The sequence below is a fragment of the Streptomyces sp. NPDC026394 genome (genome assembly GCF_055567735.1).
Map to the genome: position 1 here is coordinate 112,912 of NZ_JBVHPX010000005.1, position 23,007 is coordinate 135,918.

General features: G+C 73.2%; 18 protein-coding genes. 4 read left to right on the forward strand and 14 right to left on the reverse strand.

The window, feature by feature from the left end; genetic code table 11:
* Positions 1 to 14 precede the first annotated feature (14 nt).
* Positions 15 to 371, reverse strand: a complete 357-nt coding sequence (locus ACZ4QV_RS14225; protein WP_361154346.1) for a hypothetical protein — start codon at positions 369 to 371, stop codon at positions 15 to 17.
* Between the two features lie 173 nt (positions 372 to 544).
* Complete coding sequence (locus ACZ4QV_RS14230) at positions 545 to 1,657, reverse strand: DUF5925 domain-containing protein (protein WP_361636928.1); 1,113 nt, start codon at positions 1,655 to 1,657, stop codon at positions 545 to 547.
* Between the two features lie 296 nt (positions 1,658 to 1,953).
* Here ACZ4QV_RS14230 and ACZ4QV_RS14235 point away from each other — a divergent pair, with 296 nt between their 5' ends.
* On the forward strand, positions 1,954 to 3,252 hold the full coding sequence (locus ACZ4QV_RS14235) for a xylan 1,4-beta-xylosidase (RefSeq protein WP_467762980.1): 1,299 nt from the start codon (positions 1,954 to 1,956) through the stop codon (positions 3,250 to 3,252).
* A gap of 69 nt (positions 3,253 to 3,321) precedes the next feature.
* On the opposite strand, the gene ACZ4QV_RS14240 is transcribed toward ACZ4QV_RS14235, so the two are convergent.
* The 6 genes from ACZ4QV_RS14240 to ACZ4QV_RS14265 form a co-directional block, all read right to left on the reverse strand.
* Complete coding sequence (locus ACZ4QV_RS14240; RefSeq protein ID WP_467762936.1) at positions 3,322 to 7,197, reverse strand: lipopolysaccharide biosynthesis protein; 3,876 nt, start codon at positions 7,195 to 7,197, stop codon at positions 3,322 to 3,324.
* Positions 7,190 to 8,002 carry a polysaccharide deacetylase family protein gene (locus tag ACZ4QV_RS14245; RefSeq protein WP_361154338.1) on the reverse strand — a complete coding sequence of 271 codons (813 nt, stop codon included), beginning with the start codon at positions 8,000 to 8,002 and terminating at the stop codon, positions 7,190 to 7,192. Before ACZ4QV_RS14245 ends, ACZ4QV_RS14240 begins: the two co-directional genes overlap by 8 nt.
* Complete coding sequence (locus ACZ4QV_RS14250) at positions 7,999 to 9,141, reverse strand: glycosyltransferase family 2 protein (protein ID WP_361616937.1); 1,143 nt, start codon at positions 9,139 to 9,141, stop codon at positions 7,999 to 8,001. The genes ACZ4QV_RS14245 and ACZ4QV_RS14250 overlap by 4 nt, the downstream gene beginning before the upstream one ends.
* Entirely contained in the window at positions 9,138 to 9,953 is an 816-nt protein-coding gene (locus ACZ4QV_RS14255; protein WP_361154330.1) for a glycosyltransferase family 2 protein, read from the reverse strand. The genes ACZ4QV_RS14250 and ACZ4QV_RS14255 overlap by 4 nt, the downstream gene beginning before the upstream one ends.
* A 388-nt stretch (positions 9,954 to 10,341) precedes the next feature.
* Positions 10,342 to 11,439 (reverse strand): GNAT family N-acetyltransferase, encoded by a 1,098-nt coding sequence (locus tag ACZ4QV_RS14260; protein WP_361616935.1) that lies wholly within the window; start codon positions 11,437 to 11,439, stop codon positions 10,342 to 10,344.
* A 1-nt stretch (position 11,440) separates the two neighbouring features.
* On the reverse strand, positions 11,441 to 11,947 hold the full coding sequence (locus ACZ4QV_RS14265) for a hypothetical protein (RefSeq protein ID WP_361588225.1): 507 nt from the start codon (positions 11,945 to 11,947) through the stop codon (positions 11,441 to 11,443).
* A 367-nt stretch (positions 11,948 to 12,314) separates the two neighbouring features.
* Between ACZ4QV_RS14265 and ACZ4QV_RS14270 the strand changes: the two genes are divergently transcribed.
* The gene (locus tag ACZ4QV_RS14270; RefSeq protein ID WP_361154322.1) at positions 12,315 to 13,118 is read left to right on the forward strand and encodes an SGNH/GDSL hydrolase family protein; all 804 of its coding nucleotides are present in this window, start codon (positions 12,315 to 12,317) and stop codon (positions 13,116 to 13,118) included.
* 82 nt (positions 13,119 to 13,200) lie between these two features.
* On the opposite strand, the gene ACZ4QV_RS14275 is transcribed toward ACZ4QV_RS14270, so the two are convergent.
* Positions 13,201 to 14,712 (reverse strand): serine/threonine-protein kinase, encoded by a 1,512-nt coding sequence (locus tag ACZ4QV_RS14275; protein WP_467762937.1) that lies wholly within the window; start codon positions 14,710 to 14,712, stop codon positions 13,201 to 13,203.
* Between the two features lie 749 nt (positions 14,713 to 15,461).
* On the opposite strand from ACZ4QV_RS14275, the gene ACZ4QV_RS14280 reads away from it, so the two are divergent.
* The gene (locus tag ACZ4QV_RS14280) at positions 15,462 to 15,725 is read left to right on the forward strand and encodes a hypothetical protein (RefSeq protein WP_073768393.1); all 264 of its coding nucleotides are present in this window, start codon (positions 15,462 to 15,464) and stop codon (positions 15,723 to 15,725) included.
* Between the two features lie 33 nt (positions 15,726 to 15,758).
* On the opposite strand, the gene ACZ4QV_RS14285 is transcribed toward ACZ4QV_RS14280, so the two are convergent.
* Positions 15,759 to 16,964, reverse strand: coding sequence for a CaiB/BaiF CoA transferase family protein (locus tag ACZ4QV_RS14285; protein WP_361616932.1), 1,206 nt, complete (start codon positions 16,962 to 16,964; stop codon positions 15,759 to 15,761).
* A 58-nt stretch (positions 16,965 to 17,022) separates the two neighbouring features.
* Entirely contained in the window at positions 17,023 to 18,297 is a 1,275-nt protein-coding gene (locus ACZ4QV_RS14290) for a type ISP restriction/modification enzyme (protein ID WP_467762938.1), read from the reverse strand.
* A gap of 201 nt (positions 18,298 to 18,498) precedes the next feature.
* Here ACZ4QV_RS14290 and ACZ4QV_RS14295 point away from each other — a divergent pair, with 201 nt between their 5' ends.
* Positions 18,499 to 19,860, forward strand: coding sequence for an MFS transporter (locus tag ACZ4QV_RS14295; protein WP_361616930.1), 1,362 nt, complete (start codon positions 18,499 to 18,501; stop codon positions 19,858 to 19,860).
* A gap of 51 nt (positions 19,861 to 19,911) precedes the next feature.
* On the opposite strand, the gene ACZ4QV_RS14300 is transcribed toward ACZ4QV_RS14295, so the two are convergent.
* From ACZ4QV_RS14300 to hmgA, 3 genes are all read right to left on the reverse strand, one after another.
* Positions 19,912 to 20,781 carry a poly-gamma-glutamate hydrolase family protein gene (locus ACZ4QV_RS14300; protein WP_361616926.1) on the reverse strand — a complete coding sequence of 290 codons (870 nt, stop codon included), beginning with the start codon at positions 20,779 to 20,781 and terminating at the stop codon, positions 19,912 to 19,914.
* A 69-nt stretch (positions 20,782 to 20,850) separates the two neighbouring features.
* Positions 20,851 to 21,600, reverse strand: a complete 750-nt coding sequence (locus ACZ4QV_RS14305; protein WP_361154306.1) for a GntR family transcriptional regulator — start codon at positions 21,598 to 21,600, stop codon at positions 20,851 to 20,853.
* A gap of 48 nt (positions 21,601 to 21,648) precedes the next feature.
* Positions 21,649 to 22,974, reverse strand: coding sequence for a homogentisate 1,2-dioxygenase (gene hmgA, locus ACZ4QV_RS14310; protein ID WP_361154303.1), 1,326 nt, complete (start codon positions 22,972 to 22,974; stop codon positions 21,649 to 21,651).
* Positions 22,975 to 23,007 lie beyond the last annotated feature (33 nt).

Below are 23,007 nucleotides of genomic sequence, written 5' to 3' on the forward strand. Positions count from 1 at the left end.
GCCCCGCGCGACGCTCAGCGCAGCCAGGCGGGGTGGCCCTTGGGCCGCGGCAGGCCGGGGTACGGGGCCGGGTAGGCGACGCGCGTGACGATATGGCAGTGGTTGCACCACCACAGGCAGCCGTCCGCGTCCACGTCGTCCCCTTCGCACGCCATACAGGTGTCGCCCGCGATGCCGGCCGCCACTCCGCGATGGTTGCCGTTGGCCATCCGCCGCTCGTACGCCGTCCGTTCCGACCCGTAGCAGCGCAGGCACAGCGCCTCGTCGAGGCCCGGCAGCTTCACCGTCTCCTGGCCGCACCGGCACAGCAGTACGCCGACATGGCGCGGGTCCAAGCCGACCGGTCCGCCGCGCGGCCTTCCTTGACTCATGCCGGAACCTTTCCTGTACCGGCGCATCCACCGCACCGCGTCTTCACCGGGTTGCCGCCCCGCGTCTCCCATCGTCCTCCCCGCCGCGGGGCGCCGCTGGGCTTTGGGCAGATCAGTCGACCGGCCGGCGCCCCCGTCGCGACAGACGCCCCGCCGCCCCAGGCACCCCGCCGCTACAGGTACAGCCCCGCGTCCGGGCCCGAGTCCTGCGCCGGGACCGCGGCGGGACCGGTGCCGCGGCGCAGCGCGTACAGCTCCGCCAGGGTCGCCCCGTCCCGGCCGATGCCGTCCTCCTTGCCGAGCCAGCGCACCGCTTCGGCGCGGTTCAGCGGGCCCACCTCGATACGGGCCAGGCAGCGGCCGGGCCGTACCACCGCGGGGTGCATCCGCTCCAGGTCCTCGTTGGTCGTCACCCCGACCAGGACGTTGCGGCCCTGGCCCAGCAGCCCGTCCGTCAGGTTCAGCAGCCGGGACAGCGCCTGCCCCGCCGTGTGCTTGGCCTCGCCGCGGATCAGTTCGTCGCAGTCCTCCAGCAGGAGCAGCCGCCAGCGTCCCTTGCCCGCCGCGTCGTCCTCGCCGATGGCGATGTCCATCAGGTAGCCGATGTCGTTGAAGAGGCGTTCCGGGTCCAGGACGCAGTCGACCTGGCACCAGTCGCGCCAGGAGCGGGCCAGGGTGCGCAGCGCGGAGGTCTTGCCCGTACCGGGCGGCCCGTGCAGCAACAGCAGCCGCCCGGAGATCTCTTCGGGGGCCACCTTCATCAGCCGGTCCAGGGCCTCGGCCACCGGCGTGGTGTAGTTGGGGCGGATCTCGTCCCACGTGCCGGCGGAGATCTGCCGGGTCGTGCGGTGCGGGCCGCGCCGGGGGGAGAGGTACCAGAAGCCCATCGAGACGTTCTCCGGCTGCGGCTCCGGCTCGTCCTCCGCGCCGTCGGCGGACTGGCTCAGCACCTTCTGGGCCAGCTCGTCGGTGGTGGCCGTGACGGTCACGTCGGCACCGCGGTTCCACCGCGACACCAGCAGGGTGAAGCCGTCGCCCTCGGCGAGGGTCGCGCTGCGGTCCTCGTCGCGGGCCGAGCGCAGCACCTTGGCGCCGGGCGGCAGCAGCGTCAGACCGGATTTGACCCGGTCCACCGAGCGGCTGCGCGCGTACGGCTGCTCGCCGCTGGCGAACCGCCCCAGGAACAGGGCGTCGACGACATCGGACGGCGAATCGCTGTCGTCCATGTTCAGACGGATCGGGAGGGACTCCTCGGCGGGGGACGGCTGGACGCGGTCGGCACACATGACCACCATGATCCGGCAACAGCGCCCGCCGCGTACACGGAATTTCCCCTGTCAACGGCTCTTTCTTCGAGAAGTCCGGCCGCAGGCGGACCGGCCCTGCGCACTTCACGGGAAACCGGCCGTCCGGCCCGCGAAGCTGGCTAGGCTGGCCCGTTGTGGGACGTCATGGGGAACGTCACGGTGGGGGCCGGCACGGCGGTACGGGAGCGGCGCGGCCGCCGCACCCGTCGGGCGCGCCGGACGGCGGGCGGGGCCGCAGATTCCGCAACCGGTCCCGGGCCACCGCCCTGCTCGCGATGGGCGTGGCGGTGCTGGCCATGGCGCTGGCGATGTGCGGGTTCCCGCCGGAGGACGGCCGCGGCGGACGGGCCGCCGGCTCGCCCGCCGCACAGGTGGGCTGGGGCTTCACCCACACCGAGTACAGCGCGGACCGCGGCGAGGAGCAGGCCACCGCGAGCGCCGACCGGCTGCTGTCCGCCGACCCGATGCCGCAGAACCAGCACGTCATGGGCTGGGGCGCGCAGAACCCCGAACCGAGCCCGGGGAAGTACGACTTCACGGAGCTGGACAGCCGCGTCGACCTGATCCGCCGGACCGGCGGCACACCCGTACTGACGCTGTGCTGCGCCCCGGACTGGATGAAGGGCGGCAGGGCGGGCGAGACGGACTGGAGCGAGCTGGAGAAGGCGCCGAGCCCGGAGCACTACGCGGACTTCGCCGCACTGGCCGGCACGATCGCCCGCCGCTACCCGGACATCCGGCACTTCATCGTCTGGAACGAGCTGAAGGGCTTCTTCGACGAGGCACGCAACCGCTGGGACCACGAGGGCTACACCCGCCTGTACAACATGGTCTACCGGGAGCTGAAGAAGGCCGACAGGAACAACCTGGTGGGCGGCCCGTACGCGGTCATGGACAGCTACGCGCCCGGCGACGACACCTACGCCTCCGACGTCAAGGGCCCATGGGGCAGCCTGGACCGGCGCACCGTCGACGCCGTCGAGTACTGGAACGAGCACAAGGCGGGCGCGGACTTCGTCGTCGTGGACGGCTCCAGCTACACCAAGGACGACCGGTACGTGCCCGACGCGTTCACCGCCACCCGCAAGTTCGCCGACGTCGGGCGCTGGCTGCGGAAGACGACCGGCCTGCCGCTGTGGTGGGCGGAGTGGTACGTCGAGGTCGCCGACCGCAACGACGACCGGCGCGGCTGGAGCGAGCCGCGCCGCACCGCCACCCAGGCGAGCGCGCTGATCTCCATGGCCGAGGGCGGCGCCACCAGCGGCTTCTACTGGAACCCGCAGAACGAGGGCGCCGACTGCCCCGGCTGCCTGTGGCGCAGCACCGAACTCCAAGACGGCGGCGGCCGACTGCCCATGATGGACCTGCTGTCCCGCTTCTCCCGCGCGTTCCCGCCCGGTACGTCCTACGAGCGGGTCGACGTGGCCGCGGCCGACCGGGCGGACGTCCGCGTCCTGGCCGACGACGAGGACGCCCTGGTCGTCAACGTCCGTGACCGTCCTGTCCGGACGACGGTGGACGGACAGCGCGTCACCCTGGACGCGTACGGGATCCAGTGGCTGAAGCGCTCCTGAGGCCCGCCGCCCGGCCGTGAGCCACCGGGCGCCCGGCACCGCGCACGGCCCGGCCGGACGCCCGGCGGCTCACGACATCGTCACGAACTGCTGGACGAGAGCGACCAGGAACACCAGCATCAGCGGCAGGGTGAACCAGAAGGAACTCTGCATCCACCGCAGCTTGCGGACGCTCGACGGCAGCGCCACCCGCACCACCTCACGGGCCCCGAGCAGCAGGATCAGCGCACCGGCCGCCAGCGCGCCGACGACCGACCACGACGTCCACGTGATACGCGGTCCGACCGGGCCGGGAGCCGGCTCGTCCACCGGCCCCGGCGGCTGCTGCTTGAGTTCGTACAGCGCCGCGTGCTCGTTGCCCAGCACACGGCGCAGCTCCGGGCGCTGGTCCAGGGCGGTACGCAGCCGCTGCTCCCAGGTGGCGGCGTACCCCGAGCCCAGGCGCAGCGACTCCGCCTGGGCTCGGTTGACCACGAAGTAGGAGCGCGGCCCGGCGTCGCGCAGCGCGTCGACGACCGAGTCGGTCAGCACCGGGTCACGCGGGGCGAGGACGGGCACGTACTGCACCCGTTCCATGTCCTCGGCGCCCCACGGCAGCGCCGGGGTGACGTCGTCGACCGGGTCGTTGGACGGCCAGAGCAGCCGTGCGGTGGGCCGGTCGTGCGCGTAGACGTAGTCCATCGCGGCGACCTCGCCCGGCCGGACGCGCTCGAACGGTTCGTTGCCCCAGCGCGCCACCAGGAAGCCGGTCATCAGCACCACGCCGGTCAGCAGGGCGGCGAGCGGGCCCAGGCCGCGGCGGGGGCCGGCGGCGCGCGGGAACAGCGCGAGCGCGCCGAGGACGCAGGCGCCGGGCAGCGCGAACATGAACACCCGCAGTGCCATCTCACCGCCGTAGGACTGCATCCCGAAGGCGAGGAACGGCACGAAGGTCAGCACCAGCAGCGACCGTTCGGAGAACCCGGCGGCGCGCCGCCGCAGCACGCCCCAGCAGGCCAGCGCCAGCACCCCGCCGGCCAGCGCCACCCGGCTGTACAGCACCAGCCTGTGGGTGCTGTCGCCGGTGCCGATCCGGCCGGTGACGGACGAGGAGACATTTCCGCCGATGCCGCCCACGCCGCCGAACAGCTCGTCGAAGTGCCCGGACCAGTACGGCTCGGCGAGGAAGCCGACCCAGACCACGACCACCACACCGAACAGCAGCGGCAGCCCGTACAGGGACGTCCGGCGCACCAGCACCAGGAAGGTCAGCACACCCAGCATCACGAACGGCGTGAGCTGGTGGCCCGCCACGGACGCCGTGAACAGCAGGGCCAGTACGGCCAGCAGCGCCACCCGCTGCCCCCGGCCGGCCGGCGCGACCTCCGCCTCGCCGGGCCAGCGCTTGCCGCGCAGCACCCGCGGATCGCGGAACCACACCAGCAGGACCGCCGCGAAGACCAGATAGAGCAGGTACGTGAAGCCCTGCGGGGAGAAGTAGTCCTGGCCGACCCAGCCGCACAGCGCGAACAGCCACGCCGCGCTCCACTTCGCGCGCCAGCCCGCCCGTACGGACTTCAGCAGCAGGAAAACCGGCGCCAGGTACAGCAGTTGGATGGTCAGCGGCCACCAGCGCAGCACCTCGGTGAAGTCCGTGACGCCGCACGCCTCGGCGAGGAACTGCACCGCCGCGAAGAAACCGGGCCAGCTCCAGCGCGCGTCCAGGTCCGGCACGGCGGTGCCGGTCCGGTCGATGTGGTCCAGGAAGCCCAGATGCTGCCAGGCCGTCGGGAAGCGTGGCTCGGTCTCCAGGACGGCGGGCAGCGCGTGCAGGGCCACCACGGTCAGGATCAGTACGGCCGCCAGCAGGGCACGCCGCGGCCGGGACAGCCACAGGGCGGAGGCGAAGGCCAGTACGAGCAGGACGGCGCCCAGCAGGGTCGCCGCGGGCAGCACGCTGATCAGGCCGAGTCCGCCCATCCGGTCCAGGTCGGCGTCGCCCATGCCGCGCAGCGGCAGCCAGAACAGGGCGAGGGCGGCGAGCAGCAGCGCCCAGATGCCGAGGTCGGGGCGGTCGCCCAGCCGGGCCGTGAGCCGGGTGCCGAGCGGGCCGGGCGCCGTGAGCCGGGCCTTGAGGGAAGCGGAGGTGGGGTGCGGGGTGGCGGACGGGGCGGGGGCGTCCGGAGCCGGGCCGGAGCGGTCCGGCGGCGGCTCGTCCGCCTTCGGCGCCCTCGGTGCCGCGGCCGGTTCCGCCCGGTACATCTTCGTGGGCGCTGCGGGCGCCACGGGCCCGGCGGGCGCCGGCCGCTCCGTACCCCCGTCGCCGTCGTCCTGCGCCCAGGACGGCGCCGGCGGCCGGACGTCGGGCCTGCGTTCCATGTGCTCGAAGTCCACGTGCAGCCCCAGCGGCACCGTGTCCACGTCCCGCAGGGTCCGCTGCGCCCAACTGGGCCGGTGCGGCACCGCGCCGTCCGCCGGCTCCCGCGTGCGGTCCGGCACCAGCGGTACGGCGGCGTCCGGGCCGGGCGCCCGCGCGTCCCCCAGGTCCCCGTTGACCGCCAGGTCGGCCAGGTCGCCGTCCGGCGCCAGGCCCTCGGCCGGTGCCCGCGTCAGCGGCGCTGAGGGGTGCCCCTTGAGGATGCGGTACAGCTTGACGGACGCGATCGAGACGATCACCGTCAGGCTGGAGATCTCCGCGACGCCCGCGCCGGTCAGGCCCATCCGCGGCAGCAGCAGCACCGTCAGGCCGAGGACCAGGACGCACAGCAGGCCCTGCATGTACGCCAGTCCGGACGTACGGCTCTGGGCGCGCAGCACCGCGAAGTAGACCTCCATCACGACGCGCAGCGCGGCGCCCACCGCGAACCAGCGCAGCAGCGGGGTGGCGGCGTCCGCGTACCCCTGGCCGAAGACGGCGAGGATGTACGGCGCGCACACGAAGAGGAAGAGACAGACCGGAATCATGATCCGGGCCATCCGGCGCAGCGCGGCCCGGGTGTTCTCGGCCAGCCGGGCCGGGTCGTGCGAACCCTCCACGGTCAGTGAGGCGCCCATGTTGATGGCGAGCAGGTTGACCGTGCCGCCGATGGTGGTGGTGATGTAGAAGTACGCGTTGTCGGCGGAGCTGACCTGGGAGGCGACCAGCACCGGCACCAGGTAGACGACGGCCAGCGAGAAGAGCGAGCCCGTGTAGTCGCCGGCCAGGAAGCGGCCCATCTCGCGCAAGGACGGCGGCCGGGCGGTGCGTTCGGTGGCCTTGACGTGCCGGGGCACCAGCCGCCGGAACACCAGCCAGCCCAGCGGCAGTACGGACATACCGATGGCGGCGACCCACGAGACGAAGACGCCCGCCGTCGGGATCGCCGCGGCGAACGCGATCAGCAGCGCCAGCTTGACCGTCGAGAAGACCAGGTTGCCGACCGGCACCCACAGCGCGCTGCGCAGCCCGGTCAGCACGCCGTCCTGGAGGGTCAGCACCGACCAGGCGATCACCGCGACGACGAAGCCGAGCCCGTGGACGGGCCCGTGCAGGAAGCGGTACGAGGGCCCCCACAGGTTCAGGGTGAGGAGGAAGACGGTGGCGGCGAGCGCGACGACCACCGAACTGCCCAGGTACGTACGGAGGACCAGCCGTCCGGTGGCCCGGCCCGCGATCGGGATGTAGCGGGCCAGCGCGCCGGTCAGCGTCAGCGAGGTCAGCCCCGCCAGCAGCTTCATCGCGGCGATGGCGGCCGAGCCCTGGCCGACCGCGGACTCCGTGTAGTACCGGGCCGCGACCAGCCAGAACCCCAGACCGAGCAGCCCGGAGATGCCGGTGTTCAGCATCAGCGCGTAGGCGTTGCGGAACAACTGGCTGCCCCCGCCGCCCTTCCCGCCGGGAACCAGGCCGCCGAACAGGCGTCGCCGCCCGCCCCCGGCCGGTTCCCGTTCCGTGCGCCGCTCGGTCCGGGTGGTCGTGTCAGACACGGCTTCCGTGCACCTTCCCCACTGCCTTGGCCGCCTGACGGGCCCTGCGGACCACGGCGTAACCCTTGGTGAGCGCCCGCTCGCGGGCGAAGTACCGGCCGACGGACCGGCCCTCCACCAGCCGCGCGAACTCCTCGGTGGCGGTGTCGCGCCGTACCGTCAGCCGGGTCAGCGCGTACGGGCCCTGGCAGCGGCCCGCCAGGGCGTTGTTCACCGCCAGCGACTGCCGGAAGCCCGCACCGCGCACCGCCCGCCGCACCCGCCGGCTGGAGTGGCCGTAGGGATAGGCGAACGACACCGGGGGAGCGCCCAGTTCGTCGGCGACGAGGTGCTTGCAGCGGGTGACCTCGAACCACAGGCGGTCGTCGGACACCTGGTCGAGCTGCGGATGGGTGTGGCTGTGGCCGCCGATCTCCAGGCCCGCGGCGGCCAGTTCGCGCGTCTGGTCCCAGTCCAGCATGGTGTCCAGGGCGCCCCCGGTGTCGTACGGGCCGCGCAGCCAGCCGGTCGAGACGAACAGGGTGGCCGCGAACCCGTGTCCGGACAGCACGGGCAGGGCGTGCCGGTGCACGCCCTCGTAGCCGTCGTCGAAGGTGATCAGCACCGGCCGCTCGGGCAGCGGCCGGCCGCCCCGCCACGCCGTCCCCAGTTGTGCCGTGGTCAGCGGGGTGAAGCCGCGGTCGTCCAGTACGGCCATCTGCTCGGCGAACGCCCGCGGTGTCACGGACAGGTCCAGCGCGGCGGGCGAGGGCGCGTGCGCGATCGCGTGGTACATCAGGATCGGCACCGTGCACGGTGTGGTCATGCCACCGCCCCCTCGTTCCCCGGGGCGGCGGACCCGCCGCCCGCCCGGGAGGTCGCGGGAGCCGTCGCCCCGGGCGGTTCGTGCGGGCCCGCGGGTTCCCGGGCCGTACCTCCCGTCCCGTCCGGCACGGGCACCACCACGAAGCCGCTGTCACCCACCGTCCGCCGGTCGCGCCGCGCCCGCAGGCTGCCGAGCGCGTAGCCGAACGCGGTGGCGGACGCCCCCGCGACGATCGCGCCCGCCCGGCCGGCACCGCCGGGCCGCCGCAGCAGCGCGTCGCGCACGCCGCGCGCGACGCCCGCCGGGAGCACCCGGGTCGCGTAGCGCCGCTCCGTCGACAGCCCTTCCCGCGCGCCCACGCTGCGCGTCACCAGCGCCTTGGACAGGCCCTCCGCGTACGTACGGGAACGGAAGTACGCGAAGCGCTCCCGGTCCGCCGGCACCCGGTGGTGGATCACCGGCCGGTCGTCGACCAGCAGCACCGCGTCCGGCACGGCGCGGGCGAGCCGGATGCACAGCTCGGTCTCCTCGCAGCCCAGCGGCCGCTTCCCGGCGTCCCGGCCGATGCCGGTGGCGAACCCGCCGGCGATCTCGAACGCCTCCCGCCGGAAGGAGGCGTTGCCGCCCAGGACGTTGCGGACGCGGACGGTGTGCGAGCCCCCGGTGCCGGTACCGGCGGGGAACAGGCCCCGGTACGCGCAGCCCACCACCCAGTCGAACTCCTCGGGGAACCAGTCCGGCCGGCGCCCGGAGGCCCACACCGGTTCGGTCCGGCCGCCGACGGCCAGCACCCGCGGATCGGCGTAGTCCTCGGCGAAGTGCAGCAGCCAGTCGCGTTCGGCCACCGCGTCGTCGTCCAGGAAGGCGATCACCTCGCCGGTGGACTCCGCGACGCCGGTGTTGCGCCCGGCGGACAGGCCGCGCGGTCCGGCGTTGGCCAGTACGCGTACCGGGCAGCTCGGCCCGGGTGACGTGAAACGTTCCCTCAGCCGGTCCAGCAGGACCGGATTGTGGTCGACCACGAGCAGCAGCTCATGGGCCGGATGGGACTGGTCGTGCACCGAGGCCACCGCGGCGAGGATGTCGTCCCAGCGGTCCTCGGTGTATCCGCAGACGACCACGGAGACGCGGACGCTCAAGACGCCTCTCCCGTGATCACGGCCGGGCGGGCGGGGCGCTTGTGGCGGGTGCTGCGCTCGCGCAGTATCACCTTCAGGACCCGGAAGCCGTCCCGTACGGCCCGCAGGTTGCTCACGCCGTGGATGCGGTTGTACTCGTGGCTGGGAATCTCCTGCACCTTCAGACCGGCCTTGACCACGCGGATGTTCATCAGCGTCTCGACCTCGAACCCGTTGCAGTCCAGGGCGATGCGGTCCAGGCAGTGCCGCCAGAAGGCGTTGTAGCCGTAGCACAGGTCGGTGTAGCGGGCGCCGAACTTGGCGTTGACCACGGTGGTCAGCACCCGGTTGCCGAGCTTGCGCACCGGCGTCATGTCGTCGGTGCCGCCGCCGTTGGCGAACCGCGAGCCCTTGGCGAAGTCCGCGCCCCCCACCAGCGCGGAGACATAGCTGACGATCTCGGCGCCGTCCGCCGAGCCGTCCGCGTCGACCATCACGATGATGTCGCCGGTGCAGGCGGCGAACCCGCTGATCAGGGCATCCCCCTTGCCCTTGCCACGCTGTTCGACGACCTTGACGTCCGGCCGCAGTTCCCGGGCGACCGCGACCGTGTCGTCGGTGGAATTCCCGTCCACCAGGACGACTTCGTGTATCCACTCCGGAAGTGTCTTGAAGACGTACGGGAGATTCTCCGCCTCGTTCATCGCGGGTATCACGACACTGACCGGCGGAGCTATGGCCAGGTGCGAGGAAACGGGGCGGTATTGCCCCTCCGCGCGCACCGGCGTCAACGGCTTCGGATCCGTTTCCGCGGAGTGGAGAAATGAACTCATGAGTCTTTTTCCCTCTCGTCCGGTGGACCGCCCACCCCCGGGCGGCCCGGATGGGTATCCGGTTCGAAAGGGGGGTTCACACCCCGTTCAGGACGGCAAAGGTCTTTCGCCGGGTGAACAGGGTGAGCTGGCATGTGTGTTTCCGGCCGCGCGGCACGTGTCCCGATGATCGGCGGTGGTTCTCGACATGTGAAGATCGGACACGGCACCCCCCTACCGCGCCCCGCCCCGGGTCCTGTCGCGGCCGCTTGAGCCCTCCCCTGGAGCCGCCTTGCATGACGTGCCGGTGCGGGTGGTGTACGACGGTATTGATGACTGGGACTCTATGGCAATACCTCGACCTCGTATCCCGTTCTGGGTCATTGGCGTATATGGAGCGGTCCATTGATCAGCTGCGCGACCGGATTCGGCCCATCCGTTTGAGGAGGCGATCGGCCGGCCCGAACAATTCCGGCCGGGACACGACCGTGTTGCGCAAGGCCCGCACCGGGACCCGGTGTGCGCGATGGCAGAGCGCGACCGGATGACGGTGTCGTGACACCCATCCCTCGGAAACCGTGAGTTCGCGCGTCTTGAGACAGTCCTTGTACTGTTTTTCACCGCGTCCCAGATCGATGTAGGAGATCCCTTCGGCGGCGGCCCCCTCGGCCATGTGCAGATGCAGCACCAGGCCGGGTGAGAATTTCGCGTACGCCGGGTCGTACGCGGGGAACCAGCAGGACAGCACCCGCTCGGAGCGGATGCCGAAGTGCGCGGCGACCGGCGTGTCGCCCGCGTAGAGCACCGACAGCAGGCCGGCGAAGGATCCGGTACGGGTGTGGAAGAGCTGGTCGACGAGCTGGACGATCCAGGGGTGGGCGAAGCGGTCGCTCCGCCCCGTCCTGCGGTACTGGGCCGACTTCCAGTCGAGCAGCCGGCGCAGCACCGCCGGATCCCGTTCATCGTGCACGTACCGCAGCGGACCGACATCCCGGCCCAGCTTGCGGCCCTTGGTCCGGGTCCGGCGGGTGAACTTCGGGGAGTTCTCCAGCAGCCACGCCAGGTACGCCTCGTACCCCTGGTCCAGGTCGATGACGGGGGAGGGGAAGCTGTGCACCGGCGCCGTCTCGAACGGCTTCTGGCCCTCCACCAGGTGGTCGAACTCCAGCACCGACAGCCCGCACGCCTGCAGCAGTTCGCGGCAGTCCCACTGGAAGCCGGGCCGGTGCACCAGGCCCTGGGCGTCGGAGACCCCCAGCCCGATCGCCCGCCCGACGCCCAGCGCCGAGCGCTGGAAGGGCAGGAAGGCGGCCGGTTCGCCGTCCTCCCGGATCACCGCGATGCGCACCCCGCGCCGGCAGCGGCCCACGGCGAGGGCGAACTCGGGTGCGAGGAAAGGATTCGCCAACTGGGGTGTGCCCAGCAGATGGGCCTGCGACTGCACCGTGCTCCACGCCGCCCGGTCGGCGCCGTTGAGTTCACCCGGGCGGTACACGCTGATGTCCACGTCAGTTCGTCCGACTTCCCCGTCCACGGGCGCCGCTACGCCGGCGCCGCACGCTGACCCCTAGGAACACGATGCCGCTGAGCACGGCGACGGCCACCACTCCGCCCCGCGCCGACCAGATGTGCAGCGCGAGCATGGCCTGGGCGACCAGCAGGTCCACCGCGACGGCCGCGGCCCCCGCGACGACGGCCCTGCTGAGCGGGTCGAGCCGGCCCAGCGCGGTGGCGGCGGCCGCGGCGGGCGCCAGCACCAGGAAGAAGAGGGTGCAGGGCGCGCGCAGCGGCGAGGCGATGTCGGCGAGCGCCAGGAAGGCGCCCACGCCTCCCACGGCCACGGCCGCTCCGGCCAGTACGGGGGCCGAGTCCGCGCGCAGCCGACCGCCGCCCCGGCCGTCCGCGTCCGGCGCCGGGCCTTCCGGACCGTCGCCTTCCGGACCGCCGTACGCGGGCCCGTCACCGGCGGCTCTGCCGCCGTCCGGTGTGTTGCCGTTGATGGTCTTGATGTGCATGGGCAGCTTTGCCCCCCAGAACCGCCTGATGCCGGGCTTCAATGTCGCGCAGGGGGCGCGGGGGCGTCAAGACGCGAAGAAGGTGTGAACGGGCCATGTCCGAAGCGTGATTGGGCGCCGTCCGCCACGTGGCGCGGAAGGGGCGCCGGGCACCGGAGGCGGGCCCGGCCCGACGGCCGCGGCGGTGGGTTCCGGCGCACCGGCCGGTGCGCCTGTCGGTATGTGGGTATGTCATATACGCGTCATTGCGATGCCGTGACACGTCCATCGAGATCACCCGTGATCGTGAGAATTCGTGTCAACGCTTCCCGTACCGGATGGGTCCTGCTACATCAGGGATGGCAGAGATCCTGCTCAGGGAGGTTCCATGAGACTGTCCCGACGCGCGGCGACGGCGTCCGCGTTCCTCGTCACCACGGCGCTCGCGCTCTCCGGCGCGAGTGCTGCCGTGTCCGCCCCCCGGCCGAAGGCCACCGACTACGTGGCCCTCGGCGACTCCTACTCCTCGGGTGTGGGGGCGGGCGGCTACGACAGCGGCAGCGGCTCCTGCAAGCGCAGCACCAAGGCGTACCCGGCCCTGTGGGCCGCCGCCCACAAACCCGCGTCCTACCACTTCACGGCCTGTTCCGGCGCCCGTACGGGCGATGTGCTGGCCAATCAGCTCGCCCCGCTCAACTCCGGCACGGACCTGGTGAGCATCACCATCGGCGGCAACGACGCGGGCTTCGCCGACACCATGACCACCTGCGCCCTCCAGGGCGAGACCGCCTGCCTGAACCGCGTCGCCACGGCACGCGCCTACGTCAAACAGACCCTCCCCGCCAAGCTGGACCAGGTGTACGACGCCATCGACAACAAGGCGCCCGCCGCCCGGGTCGTCGTCCTCGGCTACCCCCGCTTCTACAAGCTCGGTGGCTGCTCCGTCGGCCTCTCGGAGAAGTCCCGCGCGGCGATCAACGCCGCCGCCGACGACATCAACGCCGTCACCGCCAAGCGCGCCGCCGACCACGGCTTCACCTTCGCGGACGTCAACAAGACCTTCGCCGGGCACGAGATCTGCTCCTCGGCCCCCTGGCTGCACAGTGTGACCCTCCCCGTGGAGAACTCCTACCACCCCACCGCCAATGGCCAGTCCAAGGGCTACCTGCCCGTCTTCGGCTCCGCCGCCTGACCCGTCCCCACCCCCCCTCAGGAGAAGTCCCGCCCGCCGGGTGGGGCTTCTTCCACGTCCGGGGGCGCGGGGGCCGCCGTCGTCAGGTCCGCGGGCCGCCGTCGCCACCCGTGCCGGTCGCTCCGCCGTACGGCCCGCCGTCCGCGGTCCCGCCCGTGGCCGAGCCGGCGGAGGTCGTGGGAGCCGACGTGGTCGGCGCGGTGGTGGTGGGGTGCCCGGTCGTCGGCGGCCGGCCGGTCGTACGGGGAGGGGTGGTGGGGTAGGTGTGGCCGGGCGAGGTGGTGCCGGGGTACGTACGGCCGGGAGACGTGGCGGCCGGGGGAGTGGTGGCGGACGACGTGCCGCCGGAAGCCGACTGCCCCGGGGAGGCCCCGCCGCCCGTTCCGCCGCCTCCGCCGTCGTCGCCGGTGCTCCCTCCGGAGCCGCCGCCCGTCGTGCTGCCCGGCGTACGGTCCGGTGTACCGCTGTCGTCCAGCAGCGCGTACGCCACTCCGCCCGCCGTCAGCAGGGCGAGCAACGCCCCCGCCAGCAGCAGCCGGACCGAGCGCCGCCGGCGCCGCTCGGCCTCCTGGTCGACCGCGGTCGTCCTCGTGGTGTCCCCGCCCGGCGTTACGGCAGGTGGGCCCGGCGCGGGCGTCGGCGTCGCGGGCCCGTACCCGTACCCGGCGGCCGCGTGGCCGGCGGTGACCGTCGGCGGCTGACCGGGCGGCACCACGACCGTGGGCGTGGCACCGCCGGCCGCCACCGCCTCCAGCATTCCCTGTGCCTCGGACGCGTCCAGGCGCTCCCGCGGCTCCTTGCGCAGCAGCCCTTCCAGTACGGGCGCCAGCGGGCCCGCACGGCGGGGCGGCGCCAACTCCTCTTCGATCACCGCGCGCAGGGTCGACAGCGGGGTGTCCTGGCGGAACGGCGAACGCCCCTCCACCGCCGCGTACAGCGTCACGCCCAGCGACCACAGGTCCGACTCCGGACCCGCCTGCCGGCCCAGCGCCCGCTCCGGCGCCAGGAACTCCGGTGACCCCACCAGCTCGCCGGTCAGCGTCAGCGCGGCGGAGCCCGCCACCCGCGCGATGCCGAAGTCGGTCAGCACCACCCGGCCGTCGTTGGACAGCAGGACGTTGCCCGGCTTCACGTCCCGGTGCAGCACGCCCGCCGTGTGCGCGACCCGCAGCGCGGCCAGTACCTGCGCCCCGATGCCCGCGGCCCGGGTGGGCGCCATCGGGCCCTCCGCGCCCAGGGACTCGGCCAGCGACAGCCCGCGCACCAGCTCCATGACGATCCACGGCCGCCCGCCCTCGGACACCACGTCGAAGACGGTCACCACGTTGCGGTGCGAGATACGGGCCGCGGCCCGGCCCTCCCGCTCCAGCCGCGTGTACAGCAACTCCTCCTCGCGGCCCGTCAGGTCGCGCGGCGCCCGTACCTCCTTGACGGCGACCTCGCGGGCCAGCACCTCGTCCCGGGCCCGCCACACCACACCCATGCCGCCCCGGCCCACTTGGTCGACCAGCCGGTAGCGCCCCGCCAGCAGCCGTCCGCCGTCCCCGCCGCCCAGCGGGCCGCCGGTTCCCGCACTGCCAGGACCCTCGCTCATGGACGAGCCCCCCTCGCGAAAGAGCGATGCGGTGGAAACGTACCTCAACCCGGCGTTGTTGCCGCCCCCTTGAGCAGCAATCCGCAGCCGGGCCGCAGCGTCAGCCGGACGGCGAACAGTCCGGCCGCACCGCCGCCCGTCCCGCCCCCGGCGAACTGCGCACCCGGGTACTGGCGGCCGTCCTGGCCACACCACAGGAGACCGTCACAGAACCGGAGCCTGCCCCTCCGGCTTCCGTGCGTAGGGCGCGTGCGGCGGCGGCCGGCACCGGCCCGGAGCACACCCGCCTGCGCCTGCCCGCCCGGTGCGGCCCCGCGTCGCCACGGCGGTCACCGCGCCGCGCCTCGTCGTCAGCAGGCCGTAGTGAAGCCGCTGGACTGACCCAGCCGCCCGGCGGGTCGTACCCGCCGGGCGGCTGCGGGAGGGCCTCACCACCGCCCGTCCGGCCGCGACGCTGCCGTCCGGCCGTGGGTCCCGCACCGCGGGCCCCGCCGTCGAACGTGATCTTCGGCACGGCGGCGCCGGGCAGGCGGACCGGCCGGCGGTCACCCTGGAGCCGGCCGGCGGTTCCGACAGGCCCGCGACCTCGGTACTCATCCAACTCGCCCTCGGTTGACAGTGATCCGTAAGGTGGCGTCAACGTCGGTGTGCGGGAGGTGAATACCGGTGACCGGGCCGCGCGCGTGTCGCGGGAGAGAGATAGGGTTACCCTGCCCGGGCCGGGTGCCCTCGTACGGGTGGGGAGTGTCATGGAACAGATAACAATGCGCAGCAGGCCACGAGTGCCTGCCATCAGTTGCGGGAGCGGCGCGTCCAGCGCGCGGCTCGACCGCCATCTCGCGGTGCTGGGCGGACCCGCCGTCCCGCACCGGGAGACGGAGGGCGCGACATCGTTGATGCAGGAGCTCACTGCTCGTGATCACCGGCGCAGCAGGACGAGCCGCGGCGCCAGGGTGTCGCTGTTCGCACCGCTGCGCAGGCTGCGTCGGTCGCTCTTCGGCGGCCACGGCTGAGGTTCGGCCGGACGACGTACCGTTCCCGGTCCCTCAGGCGACCACACCGTCCCGGCGCAGCGCTGCGATCCGCTCGCTCGTCAGACCCAGAGCGCTCAGCAGCGCGTCGGTGTGTTCGCCGAGGGCCGGGACGTCACCCATCACCGGCCCCGCACTCCCGGGCAGCGTGACCGGCGGCAGCAGCGCACGCAGCGGCCCGGCCGGTGAGCCCACCTCCCGCCAGCGGTCCCGCGCCGCGAACTGCGGATGCCCGGCCAGCTCCGCCACCCCGTTCAGCCGCGCGCAGGCGATCCCCGCCGCCTCCAGCCGCCGTACGGCCTCCTCGACGCCCATACCGGCCAGCACCTCACCCACCACACCGTCTGTCCTGTCCCGGTTGCCGACGCGCGCCACATTCGTCGCGAACGCCGGATCCTCGGCCAGTCCGGGCCGCTCCAGCACCTGCCGGGCCAGCCGCTGCCACTCCCGGTCGTTCTGCACGGACACCAGCACCGGCTGCCCGTCCGCCGTCGGATAGGCGTTGTACGGCGCGATCACGGCGTGCGCGACCCCCGTGCGCGCGGGGGGTGTGCCCCCGTACATCCCGAAGTACAGCGGATGTCCCAGCCACTCGGCCAGGGCGTCCAGCAGCGCCACCTCCACCGGGCCGCCGCGCCCGGTCGTGCCGCGGCGCAGCAGCGCGGCCAGCACCCCGGAGAACGCGTACATCGCCGCCGCGATGTCCGCCGCCGGTATCCCGGCCTTCGCGGGCTCCTCCGGCGTCCCGGTCAGCGAGACGAGCCCGGCCTCGCACTGCACGAGCATGTCGTAGGCCCGCTTGTGCGCGTACGGGCCGTCGGGGCCGTAGCCGGAGATGTCGACGGCGACCAGGCGCGGGTACCGGGCGCACAGCGCCGCCGCGTCGAGCCCGAGCCGGGCGGCCGCGCCCTGCGCCAGGTTCTGCACGAACACGTCGGCGTCGGTGATCAGTTGGTCCAGCAGCGCGCGCCCGCGCGGGTCCTTCAGGTCCAGTGCCAGCGACTCCTTGCCGCGGTTCGCCCACACGAAGTGCGAGGCCAGACCGCGTACGGAGGTGTCGTAGGAACGGGCGAAGTCACCGCCGTCCGGCCGCTCCACCTTGATCACCCGGGCGCCGAGGTCGGCGAGCTGCCGGGTGGCGAACGGCGCGGCCACGGCCTGCTCGACGGCGACGACGGTGATGCCTTCCAGGGGTGGCGGCTCCGGCGCGGTGGGGTCCATGGTCGGATCACCTACCCACCGCCGCGCGCCGGGCAACGCGCCGGGCCGCCCGGCCGCGTCACAACAGGGCGAACTGCCCCTCCGGGCCCTCCTCGTGGTGGTCCAGGACGGAGGCCGGGCGGCGGGCCGCGGCGGGCGGCGGCAGCACCCCCGCCGCGCGCAGTTCGGACGCCTCGACGCGCGGACCGTCCGCCGTCCGCCGGTGCACGTCCTCCAGCGCCGGGCGCAGTTCGGCCGCCAGCGCCAGCACCGTGATCAGTTCCAGCAGTTCGGTGGTCCACTCCTGGGGCCAGCCGGTGGGCCGTACCGCCTCCAGGCTCCCCGGCTCGGCCACCGCGGCCGTACGGCGCTCGAACCACGCCTCCAGCACGGGCACGCCGCCCGCCTCGGCCTCCCAGGCCGCCCGCGGTACGGGGGAGACCCGGCCGGGGCCGAGGACCAGCGCCTCCTCGTCCGGCAGGTAGGAGATGCCGTCGGGCAGCCCGCGGGCGGGCAGCGGAGCCCGTACGTAGGGCCGCCGGCCGCCGGGCAGCCGAGGACGGTCACCGGCGCGCGCCCCGTACGCCGTCCCGTCACCCCGCGCGCCCCTCGTCTGGAGCCACAGCAGCCGCTCGCCCAGCCCGACCCCGTCGTCCCACACCCCGGCGTCGGCGGTCAGCGGCACGACGGCGCCGGACGGCGTGGACCGGGCGCTCGCCATCGCCCAGGCGAGCACCTCGGCGGCGCCGACCGGCCGGTCCAGCCGGCGGGCCAGCAGCTCGGCCAGGCCGGGAGCCAGGTTCGGCTCGCAGCCGCCGGGCCGCCGGTAGAGGGGCCGGATGCGGCCGGGACGCCCGGCCGGTGACCGGCCGTCCGGCAGCAGCGCGGAGGCGACCAGCGCCGGCCCCTCCGTCTGCGGCACGTGCCCCAGCTCCACCACGAACACCTGCCGTCCGTCCGCGACCCGCCACAGCTCCGGCCGGGCGCTGTCGATCAGCCGGTGGTCGGGCAGCAGCCACTGCTGGTCGTACGGGCCGTGCAGGACGCGCACCGGGTCGGGGCACGGCCCGCCGGTGTGCGCGAGCCGGCCGGTGGGCGTGGCCTGGCCGGGCAGTTGGGGGACGGCCGTGCGCAGCGTACGGGCGCGGCTGGGCCGGAACAGCCGCTCGCGCGCCGCGCTGTCCCCGGCCGCGTGCAGCGCCGCCCAGCGGGCCCGCAGCGAGGCGGCGTCCGGGGCCATGACCCAGCCGCGGCCGAGCCGCAGCGGCGCCGCCGACCAGGGCATCAGGTCGTCGAGCCGGGGCGCCGCCGCGAGCCTGCCGCCGCCGCTCCCCGTGGCCTGTGTCACCGTCACGCGGTCGCCCTCCCTGGACCTTCGGTGCGCTCGGTCGCTGGGGGCATCGTAACGGCGGCGGCCGGAGGCGGTCTTTTGCGAGTGATCACCGAGGGGTACGGTCCAGGCCGTACGCCCGTGCCGCCGTGCGCCCGTGCGGCGGGACACTGTACGCCGTGCCGTCGTACGCCCGTGCCGCCGCCGTCCGCCGGGAGGAGCGCCATGACCGCCACGCAGCTCACCGGGGCGCGGGCGGGAGCCCGGCTGGACCGGCTGCCGCCGTCCCGCTGGCACCGCCGTCTCACCTTCACCGTCGGCATCGGCGCCTTCTTCGACCTCTACGAGATCTTCCTCGGCGGGGTGCTGGCCGCGGTGCTCGCCGAGCGCTGGCACCTGGACCACACCGCCAAGTCGTGGGTGATCGCCGCCGGGTTCCTCGGCATGTTCGTGGGTGCCAACGTGCTCTCGGTGCTCGCGGACCGGTTCGGACGGCGCCGGATGTTCCTGGTCAATCTGGGCGCGTACTCCCTGTGTTCGCTGCTCTGCGCCTTCGCCCCGAACGCCGAATGGCTGATCGCGCTGCGCTTCCTGGCCGGGCTCGGCCTCGGCGCCGAACTCGTCCTGGTGGACACCTACCTCGCCGAGTTCCTGCCGCGCGCGGTCCGCGGCCGCTACATCGCCTGGGCCTACACCTTCGGCTTCCTCGGCGTGCCGGTGGCCGCCTTCGTCGGCGCGCGCCTGGTCGCCACCCGTGAGCTGTTCGGCGTCGAGGGCTGGCGCTGGCTCCTGGTGGCCGGTGCTCTGGGCGCGGCGTTCATCCAGCTCATGCGCGCCCGGCTGCCCGAGTCGCCGCGCTGGCTCGCCGTGCACGGCCGTGAGGAGGAGGCCGCGCGGATCGTGACGGACATCGAGGAGCGCGTCGCGCGGGAGACCGGCGAGACCCTGCCGTCGGTCGCGGTGGCGGCGGAAGTGCCGCAGCGCCGTGTCCCGCTGGGCGAGATGTTCCGCGGCGATCACCGGCGCCGTACGGTCATGTGGTGGCTCTTCCAGGTCCTCCAGACCGTCGGCTACTACGGCTTCGGCTCGCTGGCGCCGGTCGTGCTGACCGCCAAGGGCCACACCGTCACCGCGTCGCTGAGCTACGCCGCCCTCAGCTTCTGCGGCTATCCGATCGGCTCGGCACTGTCCGTACCGCTGATCGACCGGATCGAACGCAAGACGCTGATCATCGCCGCCGCGCTGGGCATGGCCGGGTGCGGCCTGGCCTTCGGCTTCGCCGACGCGGGATGGCTGATCGTCGGCGCCGGCTTCGCGCTGACCGTGTGCAGCAACGTCTTCTCCAACACCTTCCACGTCTACCAGACCGAGATCTTCCCCACCGGCCTGCGCAGCAGCGCCATCGGCATCGCCTACTCGCTGTCCCGGCTCACCTCGGTGATCCTGCCGTTCGTCGCACTGACCGTACTGGCGGACCTCGGGCCCGGCGCCGTCTTCATTGGATCGGCGGCCCTGATGGTGCTGCTGTGCCTGGACGTGGCGCTGCTGGGCCCGAGGAGCACGGGACGCAGCCTGGAGCGGATCTGAGGGAGCGCCCTGAAGGCGGGCGGGCCGGTGAGCCGGCGCCGCCCGCGGTGGTCAGAGGATGACCTGGTCCGAGCGGGTTTCCAGGCGGGTGATCGCCTTGCGGCACGCGTCGGCGAACTTCTTGAACTCGTCGTTGGTGCTGCCGGGGCGTCCGTCCATCGTGTCCTTGTCGAAGAAGGACGCGCGCAGTTCGGTACTGAGTTCCAGTTGGCCGCCCTTGCCGAGCATGGTGCGGTTGCAGGGGTTGGCGGGGTTGACTCCGGCCAGGTCCGGGAAGTCGTCGCCGTCCACCGTCTTGAAGTGCTTGCCCAGCTCCTCGTGCAGCAGCTTCTTGAAAGCGGCGTTCAGGCCGCCGACCACGACCACCTTGGGGTCCTGGCCGCTGCGTACACCGGCCTGCTCAGCGGTGCAGCCGTGCAGGCTCAGGACGTTGAGGCTGGAGGCCGCCATGGAGATCGCGACGTGGTCGTCGCAGTTCTTGGCGGTGACGTGCAGGTCGCGGTTGGACCCCAGGTTCATGCTGGGCAGCCGCAGGCCCTCGAACATCCAGTAGTCGTACACCGGCTCGCCCGGGAAGAGCGCCGCCAGGGTGTCGGGCCGGTAGCCCGCTATGCCCAGGCACAGCTCGGAGGTGCCCTTCTCGATGCCGCCGCCGTGCAGCGCCATGATCGTCGTGCGGTGGTACGGGCGTCTCTCGCCCCGCTCGTTGTCGAGCAGCTCATGCCGTCTGTAGCGGCGCGCGAACTGGATGCCCTCCTGGCCGGAGAGCTTCTTGTACAGATCTGTGTTGGTGTCGTACACGTCCTTGTCGGACGTGGCATGGGCCGGGGTGGCCCCCATGCCCGTCACCAGGGGGGTGCTGCTGATGGCTGCCGCGCCGAGCGCGGCGGTGAGGACCGTACGACGGTTGATGGGTGACATGTCGCACATCTTCACCTGCCGCTCCGCCGGCGCTCACACCGGGGTGGGCCACCGCGCACCGGGGCCGGATCAGTGCGCGTCCAGCGTCACCGTGAAGGAGAAACGATCGCCCCGGTAGTGGATCAGGGCGACGTCCACCACCCGCCCGTCCTGGTCGTAGGTGATGCCGGTGTAGTGCAGGATCGGGCTGAGCAGCGGCACCTGGAGCAGCCGGGCGGTCTCCGGGTCGGCCAGCCGCGCCTCGACCGTGTCCGTGATGCGGGCGATGGCCACGCCCACCGCGTCCCGCAGCACCTTCGTCATCGGCCAGCGCTCCAGGTCCGCGAGGTCCACGCGGGCGGCGACGTCGGGGTGCAGGAAGTTCTGCGCGTGGTTCGTCGGCTCCCCGGTCTTGGCGTCGCCGCGCAGCCTGCGGTACGCGACCACCTCCGTCAGGTCCGGGAAGTACTCCGCCAGCTCGGACGGCACGGCGGCCGGGCCGTGCCCCAGCAGTTCGGTCCGCATACCGGACTGCTGGGCCACGATCGCGTCCACCGAACCGAGCAGCCGCACCGGCGCCCCGCGCCGCGCACTCGGCTCGATGAACGTGCCGCGTCTGCGGTGCCGGCTGATCAGCCCTTCCGTCTCCAGCTCCTTGAGCGCCTGGCGCATGGTCAGCACGCTCACGCCGTAGTGCGCGGCGAGCGCGTCCTCGGTGGGCAGGCGCAGCGGGGCGCCGGGGGAGCGGCCGAGTATGGACGCGCGCAGCGACTGCGAGACCTGGTACCACAGCGGCAGCTTGCGGTTCAGGTCCAGCGAGTCGGGGGCGAAGGTGGTCACGACGACTCCGTATCACGGGCCGGACGGATCCCGGCCGGCCCGGTGCGCTCAGGGACGGAAGTGGCGCTCAAGACCCTGCCACACGCCGTCGTAGCCGCTCTGCAGGTGGTCGGCGCCGGCCGCCTGCCCGGTGAGGGTGACCGGCCAGCGGGTCTCGAACATGAACGCCAGCCCGTCGTCGATCTTCTGCGGTGCCAGCTCCGCCGCGCTCGCCCGGTCGAAGGTCTCCCGGTCGGGGCCGTGCGCGGACATCATGTTGTGCAACGAGCCGCCGCCGGGGACAAAACCTTCCGCCTTGGCGTCGTAGGCGCCCTCGACCAGCCCCATGTACTCGCTCATCACGTTCCGGTGGAAGTACGGCGGCCGGAAGGTGTCCTCGCCGACCAGCCAGCGCGGCGCGAAGACCACGAAGTCCACGCCCGCCAGGCCGGGGGTGTCGGACGGCGAGGTCAGCACGGTGAAGATCGAGGGGTCCGGGTGGTCGTAACTGATCGAACCGATGACGTTGAAGCGGCGCAGGTCGTAGACGTACGGGACGTGGTTGCCGTGCCAGGCCACCACGTCCAGCGGCGAGTGGTCGTACGTCGCCTTCCAGAGGTTGCCGCAGAACTTGTTGACGACCTCGTAGGAGCCCTCCTCTTCCTCGTACGCGGCGGTCGGCGCGAGGAAGTCCCGGGCGTTGGCCAGGCCGTTGGCGCCGATCGGGCCGAGGTCGGGGAGCTGGAAGGGCTGCCCGTAGTTCTCGCAGACGTAGCCGCGCGCGGTGGCGTCGAGCAGCTCGACGCGGAAGCGGACGCCGCGCGGGATCAGTGCGACGTGCCCCGGTTCGGCGCGCAGCAGGCCCAGTTCGGTGCGGATCAGCAGACCGCCGTGCTCGGGCACGATCAGCAGTTCGCCGTCCGCGTCGCTGAACACCCGGCGTTCCATGGAGGCGTTGGCGTGGTAGAGGTGGATCGCCATGCCGGTGCGCTGGGTGGCGTCGCCGTTGCCGCCCAGGGTCCACAGGCCGGCCAGGAAGTCGGTGGGGGTCTCGGGCGCGGGCAGCGGGTTCCAGCGCAGGCGGTTGGGGTCCGGCGCGGTCTCGGTGAAGGGCGCGCCGCGCAGCGCGCCGTTGTCCACCCGCGTGAACGCCGGGTGCGCGGCGGACGGGCGGACGCGGTAGAGCCACGTCCGGCGGTTGTGGGCGCGCGGCTCGGTGAACGCCGAACCGCTCAACTGCTCCGCGTACAGGCCCAGGGGCGCGCGCTGCGGGGAGTTGCGGCCCACCGGGAGCGCGCCGGTGACCGCCTCCGAGCTGTGCTCGTTGCCGAATCCCGAGGAGTACGCGAGTCCCTCGGCCGTCTTCCTCGCCCGCTCGTTGCCCGTGCCTGTCATCGCGCGCTCCCGCCGCTCAAGGGGATCCAGCAA

Coding starts and splice junctions, on each gene's coding strand:
- ACZ4QV_RS14235 (WP_467762980.1), top strand. CDS start 1,954: ATGGGCGTGGCGGTGCTGGCCATGGCGCTGGCGATGTGCGGGTTCCCG.
- ACZ4QV_RS14280 (WP_073768393.1), top strand. CDS start 15,462: ATGGAACAGATAACAATGCGCAGCAGGCCACGAGTGCCTGCCATCAGT.
- ACZ4QV_RS14225 (WP_361154346.1), bottom strand. CDS start 371: ATGAGTCAAGGAAGGCCGCGCGGCGGACCGGTCGGCTTGGACCCGCGC.
- ACZ4QV_RS14300 (WP_361616926.1), bottom strand. CDS start 20,781: ATGTCACCCATCAACCGTCGTACGGTCCTCACCGCCGCGCTCGGCGCG.
- ACZ4QV_RS14255 (WP_361154330.1), bottom strand. CDS start 9,953: ATGAGTTCATTTCTCCACTCCGCGGAAACGGATCCGAAGCCGTTGACG.
- hmgA (WP_361154303.1), bottom strand. CDS start 22,974: ATGACAGGCACGGGCAACGAGCGGGCGAGGAAGACGGCCGAGGGACTC.
- ACZ4QV_RS14270 (WP_361154322.1), top strand. CDS start 12,315: ATGAGACTGTCCCGACGCGCGGCGACGGCGTCCGCGTTCCTCGTCACC.
- ACZ4QV_RS14245 (WP_361154338.1), bottom strand. CDS start 8,002: ATGACCACACCGTGCACGGTGCCGATCCTGATGTACCACGCGATCGCG.
- ACZ4QV_RS14295 (WP_361616930.1), top strand. CDS start 18,499: ATGACCGCCACGCAGCTCACCGGGGCGCGGGCGGGAGCCCGGCTGGAC.
- ACZ4QV_RS14285 (WP_361616932.1), bottom strand. CDS start 16,964: ATGGACCCCACCGCGCCGGAGCCGCCACCCCTGGAAGGCATCACCGTC.
- ACZ4QV_RS14265 (WP_361588225.1), bottom strand. CDS start 11,947: ATGCACATCAAGACCATCAACGGCAACACACCGGACGGCGGCAGAGCC.
- ACZ4QV_RS14275 (WP_467762937.1), bottom strand. CDS start 14,712: ATGAGCGAGGGTCCTGGCAGTGCGGGAACCGGCGGCCCGCTGGGCGGC.
- ACZ4QV_RS14230 (WP_361636928.1), bottom strand. CDS start 1,657: ATGTGTGCCGACCGCGTCCAGCCGTCCCCCGCCGAGGAGTCCCTCCCG.